Consider the following 15,285-nt stretch of genomic DNA (forward strand, 5'->3'; position numbering starts at 1 on the left):
CCGGTGTAGTAGAGGATGCGCTCCGTCGTCGTCGTCTTCCCGGCGTCGATGTGCGCCATGATGCCGATGTTGCGGACCTTGGTCAGGTCGGTCAGCACGTCCTTCTGTGCCACAGAAGTCTTCCCACTCTTTCGATTGCTTGTCAGTTCGCTGTCAGTTGGCACCCGGCCTCATCGCCGGCGCTATCTACCAGCGATAATGCGCGAAGGCGCGGTTTGCCTCGGCCATCTTGTGGGTGTCCTCGCGTCGCTTGACGGCGGCCCCGAGGCCGTTGCTGGCATCCATGATCTCGTTTGCCAGGCGCTCGATCATGGTCTTCTCCCGACGCTGCCGGGAGAAGCTGACGAGCCAGCGCAGCGCGAGCGTGGTGGACCGCTCGGGCCGCACCTCGACGGGCACCTGATACGTGGCACCACCGACGCGGCGGCTGCGCACCTCCAGGGCCGGCTTGACATTGTCCAGGGCCCGCTTCAGCGTGATCACCGGATCGGTGCCGGTCTTTTCGCGGGCTTGTTCGAGCGCTGCATATACAATGCGCTCGGCCAGGGATTTCTTCCCCTGCATCAAAACTTTGTTGACCAGCTGGGTGACCAGCTGCGATCCGTAGACCGGATCGTTAACCAGCGGGCGCTTGGGCGCCGGCCCCTTGCGCGGCATCAGCTCTTCTCCTTCTTGGCGCCGTAACGGCTACGAGCCTGCTTGCGGTTCTTCACACCCTGGGTGTCCAGCGAGCCGCGGATGATCTTGTACCGCACTCCCGGCAGGTCCTTCACCCGGCCGCCACGCACCAGGACCATTGAGTGCTCCTGGAGGTTGTGGCCCTCGCCGGGGATGTATGCCGTCACCTCAACCTGGCTGGTCAGTTTGACACGCGCGACCTTCCGAAGCGCCGAGTTCGGCTTCTTCGGAGTCGTGGTGTACACGCGAGTGCACACGCCACGGCGCTGCGGGCTGCCCTTGAGGGCCGCCGTCTTGACCTTGGCGATCTTGTCGCGGCGCCCCTTGCGGACCAGCTGCTGAATGGTTGGCATCTACCGGCTTCCTATGTTTGAAGTTCGATTGTCGGTGGTTTCAAGTCTCTGTAGTGCAGTTATGCCCTGCCACAGTCCCCCGCGGCCGGGTGTGTCGCATGCTCCCGCCGCAGAATTTCATCCGTTGCGTCATGGACATGCGAATTGGCCCGGCGTGCGCGCCTTAGGTCAAGCGCCTTAAGCCGCCAGGCACGAGCAACTACAATACCCGCCGCTGGTCGGGCAGGTCAAAGCGACGGCGTTGCCGTCCGGTGCCAGGTTAACGGGGCTATTGGGCGCTGCGTTCGCTGCGGCGCTCCATGCCGGCCGCGAGGCGCAGCACCATGTCCGAGAAGACCGTGTCGGTGTCGACGATGTCGTCCATCACACCGGTCATTTCCAGCAGCACGAAGCCGTGCATCGCCGACCAGAATTCCAGCGCCGCGTAAAAGGCCTGCTCGGTGCCGAGCCCATAGGACGACAACACCGCCATCACCGGTGCCGCCGCGCCCTTGGTGGCCGCAGTGAACTCCGGATCGTCGCCGCCGGACAGCGGCATCCGGGTGAACGCCGAATACCGGCCCGGGTGGTGATGGGCATAGCTGCGGTAAGCGCCGGCCATGACCAGCACGGCATCGTCGCCGACTCGTCCTTCGGCGACCCGGGCCAGCATGGTGATGATGTCGTCGATCACCCGCATCCGCACCGTGCGGCGCAGGTCTTCCAGGCTGTCGACGTGGTTGTACAACGACGGGCCCTTGGTCCCGAGTTGCGTCGCCAGGGCGTTGATCGTCAGCGCGTCCCAACCCTCCCGGTCCAGGAAGGTAAGCGCGGCGTTGACGATGATCTCGCGGCTCAGTCGGGCCGGCCGGGCCGCAGACTTCGCCCCGGTGCCCCGACCGGCCGACGACTCCGGCTCAGGTGCCATGGCGATCGCCCTTCGGGTTGCTAATCAGCGACGAACTCTAGTCTGCCGACGATGCGGCTGGTGCCGAGGTGGAAATACCGGCCGCTTGCGATCGGCCGGTATGTGGGGGAAGCGGGCCATGCCGCGCGGCAATCCACGTACGCTCTCCTCCAGCAGATCACGCGCCATGGCGAGAGGAGCCCGCGGTGAAATGGACACTGCCATGCCGAGCCTTGGCCGCCTGCGCGATCGCGATTCCATTCACCCTGACCGCCGGCGCGCCGACCGGGCACGCCAAAAACGGTGGTACCCATGTCACCGGGGAGGGTGTCGAGCAGACGATCGACTGCAATGCCGCCACGCTGCTCGTCGACGGGACGCGGAACACCGTCAACGCGCTGGGGACCTACTGGGCGGTGACGGTGATGGGCTCGGGTCACACCGTCGTCGCCGACAACGTCGTCCACGACATCACCGTCTACGGCTCTAACGAGTCGGTCTTCTACAAAAGTGGCCAGCCATTCGTATGGGACCGTGGCCGCGAACTCGGCATGACCAATCGCCTCAGCCAGGTTGCGGGGTAAAGCATGCGCGCGCTCGTCCTGACGCTATCTACCCTCGTGTTGGTGGTCGGGATCGCCGGCTGCGGCAGCAAGAACAACAACGCGGTCCCTTCTACAAGGGGGTCCGCCTCCCCCACCGCGACGAGCCCGACGACCTCGACGACCAGTACGGGTGCGCAGTTCGACATCGGCAACACGATCAACTACGGATCGCTCGGTACCACAACCACTCTCGATTGCGGCGACGGGAAGTCCCTCAACGTAGGCGGCAACAACAACACACTGACCGTCAAAGGCACCTGCGGGACGGTGAGTATCGGCGGTGCCGACAACAAGATCACCATCGACAAGATCGACAAGAGACTCAACGTCGTGGGGATCAACAACACGATCACTTACAAAGACGGCAACCCCAAGGTCGAGAACCTCGGGAACGGCAACACGATCAACAAGGTCAGCTAGTCCGCGGACACGCTTCGACGAGAGTGCGGGGCCTGTGCTTCAACCAGTCACGGCGTCCGGGTCGCCATGCCGCAGGTCAGTTTTCACCCGCGCCAGGGGATTTCGTTCTTTTTCGGGGTGCTTTCTTCGCAGCAGCCTTCGCAGGCGCGGACGCCGCTGACTTTTCGAGTGCCGCGACACGCTTGACCAGATCGGCGACCGCGCTGGTTAGATGCGCATCGTCCAACGGCGGGGCCGGTATCGGCGACGGCGCTGGTCCGACAATGCCGGCGGATTTGTTGACCGCAGACTCAAACACATCCCATGGGAAGTTGTTACCGACGTCGGTGTGGGTGTTCCCGTCCTTCAGGTGGTCTGTGCAGTAGCGGTGATCCGACATGCCCGGAGGGTCCGACAGATAGGGCGGCTTGATGACTTTGATTGGGATACCGCGCTTTTGGCAGTCCTGCACGGCCAAGTAGGCGGCGACGTCGATCGCCTTAGCGGCGTTGTCGAGCCACTGCTGGCGCGTCCATGCGATCCAGGAGCCGGCGAAGCAAAGGTTGATCGATCGCTTGTTGGACTCCTTCTTAACACTCCAGGACGCGTAGTCGGTGTCAACCACCTCGCAGACGGTGACTCCGCCGTCGTTCGGGTCGTCCGAGATTGTGTAGTGATAGCTCACCTCACTGGCCGGCATGTTCAGGTAATCCGCCAGCTGGTCGGCGGTGGAGTTGCCCTCCTCGGTGTGAAGCAGCCAAAGGTCAATTTTGGTGCCGCAGCGGCTGTAGCAGTTGGGCGACCATTTCGGGTGCTCGTTGAAATCAGGGCGTGCAATGTGGCGTGTGTGTCTTGCCAATCGTGTGTAGATACGCAGGGCTTCGGCGAAGCGCTGCGTATAGGTCAGGGTATGGGGATTGCTGGACCCGCTGGGCGTACCAACTAGGTGGGTGGGCGGTGGAGCTGTAGTCGAGCCGGGCCAGCGCGTGATAGAACAAAGCCGCCGACCGTTCAGCATCCATTCGGTCCGCGACGGTTCGCCCCGACGCGGCGCTCTGGTTAAACAAGCCGACGCGCTTCTCGTTCGGTCGGATTCCGATCACATCATGCGGGTACTTCAGCGACTCGGGGTCATCGGAGTTGGCCAATCCTGGTTTCCCGACAGCTCTCTTCTTCACGTTTCCTTTCTTCATGTTGCCGGTCGTGCTCATGTCGTTCCGTCTGCTCTCTCATCGTTTTCGGTGGGTCGCGGCCCCAGTGGGCCGCTCTAATAGGCAGTAGGAGCCGGACCCCGGCCATCGGACGCTTTCCATAAGTATTGCGTCGATCCGCCGCCGCCGATCCCACCGTCGAGCTTGTCACCGCGGGCTTCCTACCAGGCCTCGAATCGTCCAAATCGCACCTAATCGGCGGAAGGACAGGACGGCAACCGGCCGACGTCGCCGCAGCCGTCGGTCACGCCGCCAGAAGCGCGCCGGGCAATCTCCGCTATACCGCGGCAGCGCCGTGCCGGCCGGCGCCGGCAGCGAAACGTCCCGCACCTTCCGTCGCTTCGGCGGCCACGCGGGAAATGCTGGCGAATTCGCAGTCAAGAGCGTCTGATTCGGTCATCCCCCACTGATGCAGCGCTGAGAGTCGATCCGATCGCATGCACTGCTGAGGCAATGCGGCCAGCTCGGCGGCGAGCTGCTCGGCGGCCTCGCGGGCCTGTCCTTTGGGCACAACACGATTGGCCAGTCCCATTGCCAGCGCTTCGGTGGCGTCGACCGCGCGGCCGGTGAGAATCATGTCCATGGCCCGGCCCTGCCCGATCAGCCGGGGCAGCCTGATGGTGCCGCCGTCGATTAGTGGCACACCCCACCGGCGGCAGAACACCCCGAACACTGCGTCCTCCTCGGCCACCCGCAGGTCGCACCACAACGCGAGCTCCAGGCCGCCGGCGACGGCGTAGCCACTGACCGCGGCGATTACCGGCTTTGACAGCGCCATCCGCGTCGGACCCATCGGGCCGGGACCCGTCCGGTGTACCGCGTTGGCCTCCGATGTGCCGAACGCCTTCAAATCAGCTCCGGCGCAGAAGGTTCCGTTATCACCCCATAACACCGCCACCGAAGCGGTGTCGTCGCGATCGAACTCCTCGAACGCCGCAAACAACGCAGCAGCCGTCGGGCCGTTGACGGCGTTGCGGGCCTCCGGCCGGTTCAGGATCACCGTGGTCACCGCACCATTGCGTTCTACGCGTACCGGATCGCTCATGTCGCCTCCACTAATCGGATACCGTCGCGCCGCTCGGTCAGTTCGGCGGCGAAGTTGTTGTAGGCAGCGCGCAGCCGCGCGCCCGGCCAGTCTGCGGGCAACAATTCGGACGGCAGCACCGGGTCGATCAAGAGGTGGCGCACGATCGCAGCGGCGACCATGAACCGAGCGGGAACATCGGTTGCCTCCGACATCTCGGCGAGCAGCCGGTGACCGGTGCGGGCCCACGACGCCAGGTCCCATAGCTGCCCGGCTAACTCGGCGGGCGCGTCATCGCGGGCCTGCACTATCCGCACCCGGGCACGCATTTCGGCGTCCAGGTCGACCTCGAGGTTGTCCGGCCGCATCCACACCCCCTCGCGCAGCTCCCTGAAACGCTTGTCGTGCAGCCTAGTTCGCAACGCGGCCCGGGTCCGGGGATCGGTACCGACGCTGGTGACAATCACAGTGGTCCAGTATCCGCGCCAGGGTCGCAGCCTTGGCCGCATGGCATCGTCCTGCCTGCGCTGCCGGGCCAGCAGCCGCTCGGCGAGTCGGTAGCCGTCGGCGGACCGGATCAAGTCGCCGGCGCTGACCATTCGGGTCAACGCGACCCGCAACGTGGGTTCCCTGATGCCGAAGTCGCTGGTGAGCCTTATCAATTCACCCGCGCTGGCCCACGCCGGATGGGCGCCGAGCAGCACGCTGAGCACCACCGACCGGGCGGTCATGCGGGTCAGCGATTTTGACATCGTGTTGACCCGTCAGACCTGGGAGGCTCGGCGACCGTAGTCGCCGAACGGTTCATCGCGGTGACGCACCGCATCGCGGAAGCCGTGCTCGACGGCGTCGGCGACGAACGCGTGCCCCTCGGGTGTGTGCCGGGCGACACCGTCGAAGATCGTGCTGACCATCCGGCTGGTGGCCACGCCCTGTTGCAGCAGCGCCGAGTTGAGCGCGAGTTTGACCATGATCAGCTGATTGACCGGCACCGCGGCGATCCGCTCGATCAGGCGTTCGGTGCGCTCGTCGAGGTGTTCGGGGTCGGGCGCGTCGACTGCCAGGCCCCACTCGGCGGCTTGTGCCCCGGTGATGCAATCCCCGGTCAGCAGAAGACGTTTGGCGCGCTGGTCGCCCAGCCGGTGCGCCCAGAGCCCCGCGGCTGGCACCCCCCAGACCCGGGTTGGCGGATAGCCGATTTTGGCGTCCGACGCGGCGATCACCTGGTCGGCGTGCAGGGCGATGTCGGTACCGCCCGCCACACAGTAGCCGTGGATCTTGACCACCGTGGGCTTGTCCGCGTGCATCAGGCTGGAAAAGCCACGTACGAAGCGGCTCATCATCTGGTAGTCGATCATCGGATCCCACGGCTGATTCGGTAAGTGGTTGACCGCCTGCGTCTTACCGTCCAGCACTGTTGCCTGGTAGGCGCCGGTGCCACCGGCTGAGCCGGTGCGGTCGGCGTAGGCGCTCAGGTCGAAACCCGCGCAGAAGCCCTCACCCGTGCCGGAGACCAGGATGACATGCACATCCGGGTCCAGATCGGCCCGTTCGACCAGAGCCGACAGTTCCAGCGGGGTGTCGGCAACGATTGCGTTGCCCTTCTCGGGGCGGTTGAAGGTAATACGCGCAACCCGATCGGTGACCTCGTAGGTCATTGTCTTCAGGTTGTCGAAGTCGACCGGTCTGATCGCATGAGTCATGAGCGCCGCTTTCCCCCGCACCGTTCTGCATCGTCGCCGGCGCGCGTCATCCCTTGATCATTGCCCGCTCGAGGATCGGAGCGAGATCCAGCCCGGAGGGCATGGTTCCGAAAGCTCCGCCCCACTCCCGGCCGAGGCGAGTCGCCGAGAACGCCTCGGCCACAGCGGGATGTCCGTGGCGCACCAGCAGCGAGCCCTGCAGCGCCAAGCAGATGTCCTCGGCGACCTTGCGGGCCCGGTACTGAATGGTGTCCAGATCGCCGAGCTGCGTTCGCAGGCGCTCGATGTGGCCGTCCAAACGCGGATCCTGCCCCGCGCTCTTGGCCAGCTCGTCAAACAGCACGTCAACACACTCCGGACGAGTTGCCACTGCGCGCAATGTATCCAGCGCGCTGACATTGCCGGATCCCTCCCAGATCCCCATCAGCGGTGCCTCACGGTACAGCCGCGGCATGCCGGAATCCTCGACATAGCCGTTGCCACCCAGGCATTCCAGCGCCTCGACGGCGTGCGGCGCGGACCGCTTGCACACCCAGTACTTGCTGGCCGCCAGTCCGATCCGGCGCAGCAACGCTTCTGTCTGGTCTCCGCGAATGGCGTTGTCGGTGGCGCCAGCCATGCGCATCGCCACCATGGTGGCGGCCTCAGCCTCAACTGCGAGGTCCGCCAACACATTACGCATCAGCGGCTGGTCGATCAGGTACTCGCCGAATGCCTTGCGGTGCTGCGCGTGGTGGACGGCGTGGGTCAGCCCGGTGCGCATGCTGGTTGCGCTGCCCAGCGTGCAGTCCAGGCGGGTCAGGTTGACCATCTCGATGATGGTCGGGACGCCGCGGCCCTCCTCGCCAACCAGCCACGCGGTGGCGCCGTCGTACTCGACCTCGCTGGACGCGTTGGCGTGGTTGCCGAGCTTGTCCTTGAGCCGCTGCAGCAGCATCCGGTTGCGGGTGCCGTCGGGCAGCACTCGGGGCAAAAAGAAGCAGGACAGCCCGCCGGGCGCCTGCGCGAGCACCAGGAACATGTCGCACATCGGCGCCGAGGTGAACCACTTGTGACCGGTCAGGCTGTAGCTGCCGTCGGCGTTGCGGGTGGCCTGCGTAGTGCCGGCACGGACATCGGAGCCGCCCTGCTTTTCAGTCATCGACATGCCCGCGGTCATCCCGAGCTTTGTCGTCGGCACCTTGAGCTCGGCGTCGTAGTGCCGGCTGGTCAGCAGCGGCTCATAGACGGCAGCGAGCTCCGGGTTGAAGCGCAGCGCCGGAATGACGGCGTAGGTCATCGAAATCGGGCACATGTGGCCGGGTTCGGCGGTCCACACGCTGGTCTTGGCCGCCCGGACCACATGCGAGCCGGGCCGGTCGTCGGCCCACGGCGCGGCGTGCAGACCGTGCTCGATCGCGGTACGCATCAGCTCGTGGTAGGCCGGGTCGTACTCGACCTCGTCGATGCGATGGCCGTAGCGGTCGTGGATACGCAGGATCGGTTGGTTGCGGTCGGCCAACTCGCCCCAGCGTTGCGCCTGCTTGGAACCGGAAATCGCACCGACCGTCGTCACCTCGTCCAGGCCCCACTGCCCGCCTTCGCGGATCAGAGCCTCGATAAGCACCGGGGAGGATGCCGGGTTGTGCTCCTCCAGCGGCGGGACCTGGTTGGTGACGAGATGAGTATCTGACATGCCCATCATGTTACATTTTTTCTACAACCGCACAAGACCTGTAATGCTCAACGGGGATGAGCGGCGAAGAACTGCCACAGCTTCTGGGTGGCGAAGTCGGGCCAATGGTGGCCGCCGCCGTCGATGGTGATCAGCACCACGCTGCGGTTGTCGGCACATCCGGCGGTCGAGGTGGTGACCGACCCGCTGGTCGTGACGGACGGCGCTTGACATTGATCGACCTTGCGCCAGAACGCATTCAGGTCCGGTATCGGCGGGCCGTTGATGTGGACGAAGCCACGGCCGGGCCCGCCACCGTAGGGAATCAGCGGATCTGCCGTGCCGTGAATCGCCATGACCGACGCCGGATGCGGTGACCTGCACGGGTCGAACTGTGTCCCCGAAACCGGGCCGATCGCCGCGAAGAGGGTCGTGTCGCACGCCAGGGTGTAGGACATCATGCCGCCGTTGCTCATGCCGGCGGCGTAGACCTGGGAGGCGTCGATGCTGACGTTGCGGCCGATGTCGGCAACGGCCGCGGTGATGAAGCCGACGTCGTCGATGCCTTCCTTGGCGGGCCGGCCGCAGCAGCCGCCACCGTTGACGTTCCAGGCCCGGTTCAGGCCATCCGGATAGGCGACGACGAACTTGGACGAGTCCGCTAATCCGTCCCAGCCGTAGGACCTTTCGGCCTGTGCGGCGCTGCCGAAGCCGCCGTGCAGCATTACAACCAGTGGGGCCGACGCGGGCAATCCCGCCGGCTTGTAGAGCCGGTAGGTGCGGTCATGTCCGCCGACGCTGATCGTGTGCACGCTGGTGCCTTCGGCGAAGGCTGACGATTTTGCCGTTTCCCGGGCAACGCAGCCGGCGATGACCAGTGCTACGCCGAGAAGTGCCACGACCCGCGCGACCATGGCCGTCCGTTTCGCTCAGCTCAGCCGCCCACGCAAAAACGCGATGTCGTCCTTGCGGCCTTCGTCGGCCGTTTCGCAGATCACCGGCGCATCCGCGGCTTTGACCACCGCCACCAGCAACTCGGGATCGATCTGCCCGGTGCCGAAGTTGGCGTGCCGGTCGCGACCCGAGCCCGCCGTGTCCTTGGAGTCGTTGCAGTGCACCAGGTCGATGCGGCCGGTGATGCCCTTGATCCGGTCGGCGGCGTCGATTAGCGCCTCGCCCGCCGCCCAGGCGTGGCAGGTGTCGAGGCAAAAGCCGATCCCTTTGTCGCCGATGTGATCCCAGAGCCGTCCAATGGTGTCGAAATGGCGGGCCATTGCGTGATCGCCGCCGGCGGTGTTCTCCAGATACACCGGAACTTCGGTCTGCAATTGCTCGAGCGCCTTGCGCCAGCGCTGGAAACCTTCGTCGAGCTCGCTGTCCTCGGCGACGTGCCCACCGTGCACGATCACCGCGGCAGCACCGATCTCGGCCGCCGCGTCGCAGGTGTCCTGCAGGATCTTGCGCGACGGGATCCGCACCCGGTTGTTCGCCGACGCGACGTTGATCAGATAGGGCGCGTGCACGTAGATCGGTAGGGCCGCGGCTTTGAGCTGTGCGGCGTCCTCGCGCGGCTTGGGCGCCTTCCAGCTCTGCGGGTTGCCGAGGAATATCTGCACCACGTCGGCGTTCTCGGCGGCAGCGGCTGCGAGCGGATCCTGCGGGCTTACGTGTGAACCGATGAGCACGTCGGCCAGTCTAGTGAGCGGCGCGGACAGTCTCGGCGAGCAGACGAAAAAGCCCGCGACACGCCATGCGTGCGCGGGCTTTTACGTCTGCTCAGCAGGCCAAACGGTGCCGCTGCAGGTGGTAGTTAATGCGGTCGGTGAGTCCAACCGGATCGCGTCTGATGTCTTCGACGCTCATCGGAATGGTCGTGAAGCCGCATTCTTGCAGTCGGGCCGTCTTCAGCCTGTCACGCAGCATGCGCTCGCGACCCGCGTGCCACTCAATGCTGTCGTATTCGGCTACGACAAACGCTTCCGGCCACGCGAAGTCGACGCGCCAGACTCGGCCGTACCGGTCGACGACGCTGTATTGCAGCTCTGGCATCGGCAACCGCGCGTCGAGGAACACCAGTCGCGCCTCGCTCTCCATCGGCGACTCGGCACGACCGTCGGCGCAGTCGATCAGCTCACGGACCTTGACGATTCCGCGGCGCCCCTTCTGTTGGGTGATCGTGGCATGCAATTCCGCTGCAGTACAGGCTCCGACGTGCAGGGCAGCGTCAAGTGTCGCCAAAGCGCGCGATCGCCGGAGCGTCCGAGCGACTTCGATTACCGTCCACGCGGGCGCTGTCGCCAATCGACCCTCGACCCGTCGCAGCGGTGCGCCGATTCGTTGGTGCACCATGAGACTTCTTGACGGCCGCATCCGCACGCCGGGATCAAGTATGTGGACACGAGACGTGTTTTCGGTATCGAAGCCGTACAACGCCGCAGCCGTCCCCATGCAAGCCACGATCGGCTGCCCGGCGACCAGATCAAACGCTGCCAGCTTGCCGACAATGTCGGGCTCATCCAACGCATAAACCCCGTGGCACACCCGAATTAGCCTGCCCGCCTTGATGAATCCGGCGAGCCGCTTGCGTGTCGTCACGGTCAGCAGTTCGGCGGTCGTCGCCAACCCGCCTCTAGCCAACAGCACGCTCTCGATGTCCATGGGCCACAATGCTGCTGGAGCGCGAGCGAAGGTGGTAGCCAGCAACCGACGACAATGGGGATTGGGTGGATGAGGAGACCCAAAAGCCCCCGACACGCCGTGCGTGCGGGGGCTTTTGCGTCTGCTCGCGCTACAGAAGGTTACCGATAATCCGAGTAGCCGTAGTCGTCCAGCGGAACCGCAGCACCGGTGGCCTGGCCGAAGTCCGGGCTGTAGTACTGGTCCTCGTAGGACGGGATGGTGTACGCCGCCGCCCGGGCCTCCTCGGTGGGCTGAACCTGGATGTTGCGGTAGCGGTTGATACCGGTACCGGCCGGGATCAGCTTTCCGATGATCACGTTCTCTTTCAGACCCTGCAGCTTGTCGCTGCGGCAGTTGATCGCCGCATCGGTTAGCACTCGCGTGGTCTCCTGGAACGACGCCGCAGAAAGCCACGAGTCGGTGGCCAGCGACGCCTTGGTGATACCCATCAGCACTGGGCGGCCAGCGGCGGGCTCGCCGCTCTCGGCCACTACGCGACGGTTCTCGGCCTCGAAGTCCGCGCGGTCGATCAGCGAGCCGGGCAGGAACTCCGTCGAGCCCGAGTCGATGATGGTCACCCGGCGCAGCATCTGCCGGACGATCACCTCGATGTGCTTGTCGTGGATCGACACACCCTGCGCCCGGTAGACCTCCTGGACCTCCTTGGTCAGGTGGATCTGCACCTCGCGGGGGCCCTGCACCCGCAGCACCTCGTGCGGGTCGGCCGAGCCTTCCATCAGCTGCTGGCCAACCTCGACGTGGTCACCGTCGGAAAGCACTCCCTCAGAACCGTCGTCGTGCTTGAACACACGCAGCCGCTGCCGCTTGGAGAGCTTGTCGTAGACGACTTCCTCGCCGCCGTCGTCGGGAACGATGGTGATCTTGTAGAAGCGCTCACCGTCCTCGAGACGGACCCGGCCGGTGACGTCGGCGATCGGCGCCTTACCGCGCGGGACGCGGGCCTCGAACAGCTCCTGCACACGCGGTAGACCGCCGGTGATGTCCTCACCGACACCACCCTGGTGGAAGGTGCGCATGGTCAGCTGCGTGCCGGGCTCGCCGATCGACTGGGCCGCGACGATACCCACAGCCTCGCCGATGTCGACCAGCTTGCCGGTGGCCATCGAACGCCCGTAGCAGGTCGCGCACACACCCGTGCCGGTGGTGCACGTCAGCACCGAGCGCACCTTGACCTGCGTGATGCCCGCCGCCAGCAAGGCGTCGATCTCCGGGTCACCCAGGTCCTCACCACGCGCGACGACGACGTTGCCCGCCTCGTCCACCGCGTCGGCGCCCAGAGTCCGCGCGTACGCCGAGGTTTCGATGTATGGGTCGCGGATCAGCGTGCCGTCGGGCTGACGCTCGGCCAGCTCGACGACGATGCCACGCTCGGTCTGGCAGTCGTGCTCGCGGACGATGACGTCCTGGCTCACGTCCACCAGACGACGGGTCAGGTAACCCGAGTCGGCGGTACGCAACGCGGTGTCCGCCAGGCCCTTTCGAGCGCCGTGGGTGTTGATGAAGTACTCCAGCACGGTCAGGCCCTCGCGGAACGACGACTTGACCGGACGCGGGATGAACTCACCCTTCGGGTTGGTCACCAAACCCTTCATGCCGGCCAGCGTCCGGGTCTGGGTGAAGTTACCCGTGGCACCGGAGTCCACGATCGTGATGATCGGGTTGTCGCTCGGGTAGTGCTCCCGCAGCGCCTGGCCCACCTCGTCGGTGGCTTCCTTCCAGATCTCCACCAGCGCCTCGTTGCGCTCGTCGTGGTTCAAAGCGCCACGCTGGAACTGCTTTTCGACCTTTTCGGCGCGCTCCTCGTAGTGGTCGAGGATCTCCTTCTTGCGCGGCGGAACGAGCACGTCGGCCATGGAAACCGTGACACCACTGCGGGTCGCCCAGTAGAAGCCGGCGTCCTTGAGCTTGTCGACGGTCTGCGCGACCACGATCATCGGGTAGCGCTCGGCCAGGTCGTTGATGATCGAAGCCTGCACCTTCTTGTGCATCTGCTTGTTCACGAACGCGTAGCCCAGCGGCAGCAGCTCGTTGAACATCACCCGGCCCAGCGTCGTCTCGGCCGTCCACGCATCCCCCGGCTGCCAGCCGTTGGTGCCGAACAGCTCGGCCTCGAGCTCGACGGGCGGACGCAGCTGGGTCAGCCGCACCTTGATCTTGGCCCGTACCGAGAGCACGCCGCGGTCGGCCGCCATGATCGCTTCGGCCGGCGAGGAGTACACACCCGTTTCCGGACTATCCTTCGCGGCCGGCTGGTACTCGCCGGTGTCGCCCTCGACCTCGGTGGTCAGGTAGTACAGGCCGGTCACCATGTCCAGCCGCGGCATGGCCAACGGGCGGCCGGACGCCGGCGACAGGATGTTGTTGCTCGACAGCATCAGAATGCGGGCCTCGGCCTGCGCCTCCGCGCTCAACGGCAGGTGGACGGCCATCTGGTCACCGTCGAAGTCGGCGTTGAACGCCTCACACACCAGCGGGTGCAGCTGAATCGCCTTGCCTTCCACCAGCATTGGCTCGAAGGCCTGGATACCCAGCCGGTGCAGGGTGGGCGCCCGGTTCAGCAGAACCGGGTGCTCGGCGATGACCTCTTCGAGCACATCCCACACCTGGGGACGCTGGCGCTCCACCATTCGCTTGGCGCTCTTGATGTTTTGCGCGTGGTTGAGGTCGACCAGCCGCTTCATCACGAACGGCTTGAACAGCTCCAGCGCCATCAGCTTGGGCAGGCCGCACTGGTGCAGCTTGAGCTGCGGGCCGACCACGATGACCGAACGGCCCGAGTAGTCGACGCGCTTACCGAGCAGGTTCTGGCGGAACCGGCCCTGCTTGCCCTTGAGCAGATCGCTCAACGACTTCAGCGGACGGTTGCCCGGCCCGGTAACAGGCCGGCCTCGACGGCCGTTGTCGAACAGCGCGTCCACGGACTCCTGCAGCATCCGCTTCTCGTTGTTGACGATGATCTCGGGAGCACCGAGGTCGATCAGCCTCTTGAGCCGGTTGTTGCGGTTGATCACCCGGCGGTACAGGTCGTTGAGGTCGCTGGTGGCGAACCGGCCACCGTCGAGCTGAACCATTGGACGCAGCTCCGGCGGGATCACCGGAACGGCGTCCAGCACCATGCCCATCGGCGAGTTGCCCGACTGCTGGAAGGCGGCCACCACCTTCAGCCGCTTCAGCGCACGAAGCTTCTTCTGCCCCTTGCCGCTTCGGATGACCTCACGCAGCGCTTCGGCCTCGGCGTCGATGTCGAAGTTCTCGATCAGTTTCTGGATCGACTCCGCGCCCATGGCGCCGGTGAAGTACTCGCCGTAGCGGTCGATGAGCTCGCGGTAGAGGTTCTCGTCGACGATCAGCTGCTTGGGGGCCAGCTTGGTGAAGGTGCTCCAGATGTCCTCCAGCCGGTCCAGCTCGCGCTGGGCGCGGTCGCGCATCTGGCGCATCTCCCGCTCGCCGCCGTCGCGAACCTTCCGCCTTGCGTCCGCCTTCGCGCCCTCGGCCTCCAGCTCGGCCAGGTCGGCCTCCAGCTTCTGCGCCCGGGCCTCCAGGTCGGCGTCGCGCTGATCCTCAACGCCCTTGCGCTCCACCACCATTTCGGCCTCGAGCGTCGACAGCTCGTTGTGCCGCATCTCCTCGTCGACCGCGGTGATCACGTAGGCGGCGAAGTAGATGATCTTCTCGAGGTCCTTCGGGGCCAGGTCGAGCAGGTAACCGAGCCGGCTCGGCACACCCTTGAAGTACCAGATGTGCGTGACGGGCGCGGCCAGCTCGATGTGGCCCATCCGCTCGCGGCGCACCTTGGCGCGGGTCACCTCGACGCCGCAACGTTCACAGATGATGCCCTTGAAGCGGACGCGCTTGTACTTGCCGCAGTAGCACTCCCAGTCGCGAGTCGGTCCGAAGATCTTCTCGCAGAACAGGCCGTCCTTCTCCGGTTTCAGCGTGCGGTAGTTGATCGTCTCCGGCTTCTTGACCTCGCCGTAAGACCATTGCCTGATGTCCTCCGCGGTGGCCAGGCCAATGCGGAGTTCATCGAAGAAGTTGACGTCGAGCACGTAACTCCCTTTCCCCTTGCGGG

Annotated in this window: 15 protein-coding genes; 2 read left to right on the forward strand and 13 right to left on the reverse strand. The window is 65.4% G+C overall.

The window, feature by feature from the left end; genetic code table 11:
• The 4 genes from ACLP4W_RS19365 to ACLP4W_RS19380 all read right to left on the reverse strand — a co-directional run.
• A partial coding sequence (locus ACLP4W_RS19365; protein WP_442388714.1) for a GTP-binding protein occupies window positions 1–113 on the reverse strand: 113 nt, incomplete at its 3' end.
• Between the two features lie 73 nt (window positions 114–186).
• Window positions 187–657: a 30S ribosomal protein S7 gene (rpsG, locus tag ACLP4W_RS19370; protein ID WP_442388677.1), complete on the reverse strand. Its 471-nt coding sequence runs from the start codon at window positions 655–657 to the stop codon at window positions 187–189.
• A complete protein-coding gene (rpsL, locus tag ACLP4W_RS19375) occupies window positions 657–1,031 on the reverse strand; it encodes a 30S ribosomal protein S12 (protein ID WP_007167812.1) in 375 nt (124 codons plus the stop codon). The genes rpsG and rpsL overlap by 1 nt, the downstream gene beginning before the upstream one ends.
• A gap of 268 nt (window positions 1,032–1,299) precedes the next feature.
• Window positions 1,300–1,938 (reverse strand): TetR/AcrR family transcriptional regulator, encoded by a 639-nt coding sequence (locus ACLP4W_RS19380; protein ID WP_442388679.1) that lies wholly within the window; start codon window positions 1,936–1,938, stop codon window positions 1,300–1,302.
• Between the two features lie 185 nt (window positions 1,939–2,123).
• Here ACLP4W_RS19380 and ACLP4W_RS19385 point away from each other — a divergent pair, with 185 nt between their 5' ends.
• Window positions 2,124–2,501: a DUF3060 domain-containing protein gene (locus ACLP4W_RS19385; protein ID WP_442388681.1), complete on the forward strand. Its 378-nt coding sequence runs from the start codon at window positions 2,124–2,126 to the stop codon at window positions 2,499–2,501.
• Window positions 2,502–2,504: 3 nt separating this feature from the next.
• Window positions 2,505–2,942, forward strand: a complete 438-nt coding sequence (locus ACLP4W_RS19390) for a DUF3060 domain-containing protein (protein ID WP_442388683.1) — start codon at window positions 2,505–2,507, stop codon at window positions 2,940–2,942.
• Window positions 2,943–3,018: 76 nt separating this feature from the next.
• On the opposite strand, the gene ACLP4W_RS19395 is transcribed toward ACLP4W_RS19390, so the two are convergent.
• From ACLP4W_RS19395 to ACLP4W_RS19435, 9 genes are all read right to left on the reverse strand, one after another.
• Entirely contained in the window at window positions 3,019–3,939 is a 921-nt protein-coding gene (locus ACLP4W_RS19395; RefSeq protein ID WP_442388685.1) for an N-acetylmuramoyl-L-alanine amidase, read from the reverse strand.
• A gap of 470 nt (window positions 3,940–4,409) precedes the next feature.
• Window positions 4,410–5,177, reverse strand: a complete 768-nt coding sequence (locus ACLP4W_RS19400; protein WP_442388687.1) for a crotonase/enoyl-CoA hydratase family protein — start codon at window positions 5,175–5,177, stop codon at window positions 4,410–4,412.
• Window positions 5,174–5,896, reverse strand: coding sequence for a PaaX family transcriptional regulator C-terminal domain-containing protein (locus ACLP4W_RS19405; RefSeq protein ID WP_442388716.1), 723 nt, complete (start codon window positions 5,894–5,896; stop codon window positions 5,174–5,176). Before ACLP4W_RS19405 ends, ACLP4W_RS19400 begins: the two co-directional genes overlap by 4 nt.
• Window positions 5,897–5,920: 24 nt before the next feature.
• The gene (locus ACLP4W_RS19410; RefSeq protein WP_442388689.1) at window positions 5,921–6,859 is read right to left on the reverse strand and encodes a crotonase/enoyl-CoA hydratase family protein; all 939 of its coding nucleotides are present in this window, start codon (window positions 6,857–6,859) and stop codon (window positions 5,921–5,923) included.
• Between the two features lie 46 nt (window positions 6,860–6,905).
• On the reverse strand, window positions 6,906–8,534 hold the full coding sequence (locus ACLP4W_RS19415) for an acyl-CoA dehydrogenase family protein (RefSeq protein WP_442388691.1): 1,629 nt from the start codon (window positions 8,532–8,534) through the stop codon (window positions 6,906–6,908).
• A gap of 47 nt (window positions 8,535–8,581) precedes the next feature.
• Window positions 8,582–9,427: an alpha/beta hydrolase family esterase gene (locus tag ACLP4W_RS19420; RefSeq protein ID WP_442388693.1), complete on the reverse strand. Its 846-nt coding sequence runs from the start codon at window positions 9,425–9,427 to the stop codon at window positions 8,582–8,584.
• Window positions 9,428–9,442: 15 nt separating this feature from the next.
• Entirely contained in the window at window positions 9,443–10,198 is a 756-nt protein-coding gene (locus ACLP4W_RS19425) for a deoxyribonuclease IV (protein WP_442388695.1), read from the reverse strand.
• Between the two features lie 91 nt (window positions 10,199–10,289).
• The gene (locus ACLP4W_RS19430; protein WP_442388697.1) at window positions 10,290–11,171 is read right to left on the reverse strand and encodes a hypothetical protein; all 882 of its coding nucleotides are present in this window, start codon (window positions 11,169–11,171) and stop codon (window positions 10,290–10,292) included.
• A gap of 140 nt (window positions 11,172–11,311) precedes the next feature.
• Window positions 11,312–15,262 carry a DNA-directed RNA polymerase subunit beta' gene (locus ACLP4W_RS19435; RefSeq protein WP_442388698.1) on the reverse strand — a complete coding sequence of 1,317 codons (3,951 nt, stop codon included), beginning with the start codon at window positions 15,260–15,262 and terminating at the stop codon, window positions 11,312–11,314.
• Between the last annotated feature and the right edge of the window lie 23 nt (window positions 15,263–15,285).

Origin of the sequence: Mycobacterium sp. (assembly GCF_052145595.1) — a bacterium.
Lineage (GTDB): Bacteria > Actinomycetota > Actinomycetes > Mycobacteriales > Mycobacteriaceae > Mycobacterium.

Excerpts from the sequence above, each read along its gene's own strand:
- rpsG (WP_442388677.1), bottom strand. The coding sequence starts at position 657 with ATGCCGCGCAAGGGGCCGGCGCCCAAGCGCCCGCTGGTTAACGATCCG.
- rpsL (WP_007167812.1), bottom strand. The coding sequence starts at position 1,031 with ATGCCAACCATTCAGCAGCTGGTCCGCAAGGGGCGCCGCGACAAGATC.
- ACLP4W_RS19380 (WP_442388679.1), bottom strand. The coding sequence starts at position 1,938 with ATGGCACCTGAGCCGGAGTCGTCGGCCGGTCGGGGCACCGGGGCGAAG.
- ACLP4W_RS19390 (WP_442388683.1), top strand. The coding sequence starts at position 2,505 with ATGCGCGCGCTCGTCCTGACGCTATCTACCCTCGTGTTGGTGGTCGGG.
- ACLP4W_RS19395 (WP_442388685.1), bottom strand. The coding sequence starts at position 3,939 with ATGCTGAACGGTCGGCGGCTTTGTTCTATCACGCGCTGGCCCGGCTCG.
- ACLP4W_RS19400 (WP_442388687.1), bottom strand. The coding sequence starts at position 5,177 with ATGAGCGATCCGGTACGCGTAGAACGCAATGGTGCGGTGACCACGGTG.
- ACLP4W_RS19410 (WP_442388689.1), bottom strand. The coding sequence starts at position 6,859 with ATGACTCATGCGATCAGACCGGTCGACTTCGACAACCTGAAGACAATG.
- ACLP4W_RS19415 (WP_442388691.1), bottom strand. The coding sequence starts at position 8,534 with ATGTCAGATACTCATCTCGTCACCAACCAGGTCCCGCCGCTGGAGGAG.
- ACLP4W_RS19420 (WP_442388693.1), bottom strand. The coding sequence starts at position 9,427 with ATGGTCGCGCGGGTCGTGGCACTTCTCGGCGTAGCACTGGTCATCGCC.
- ACLP4W_RS19430 (WP_442388697.1), bottom strand. The coding sequence starts at position 11,171 with ATGGACATCGAGAGCGTGCTGTTGGCTAGAGGCGGGTTGGCGACGACC.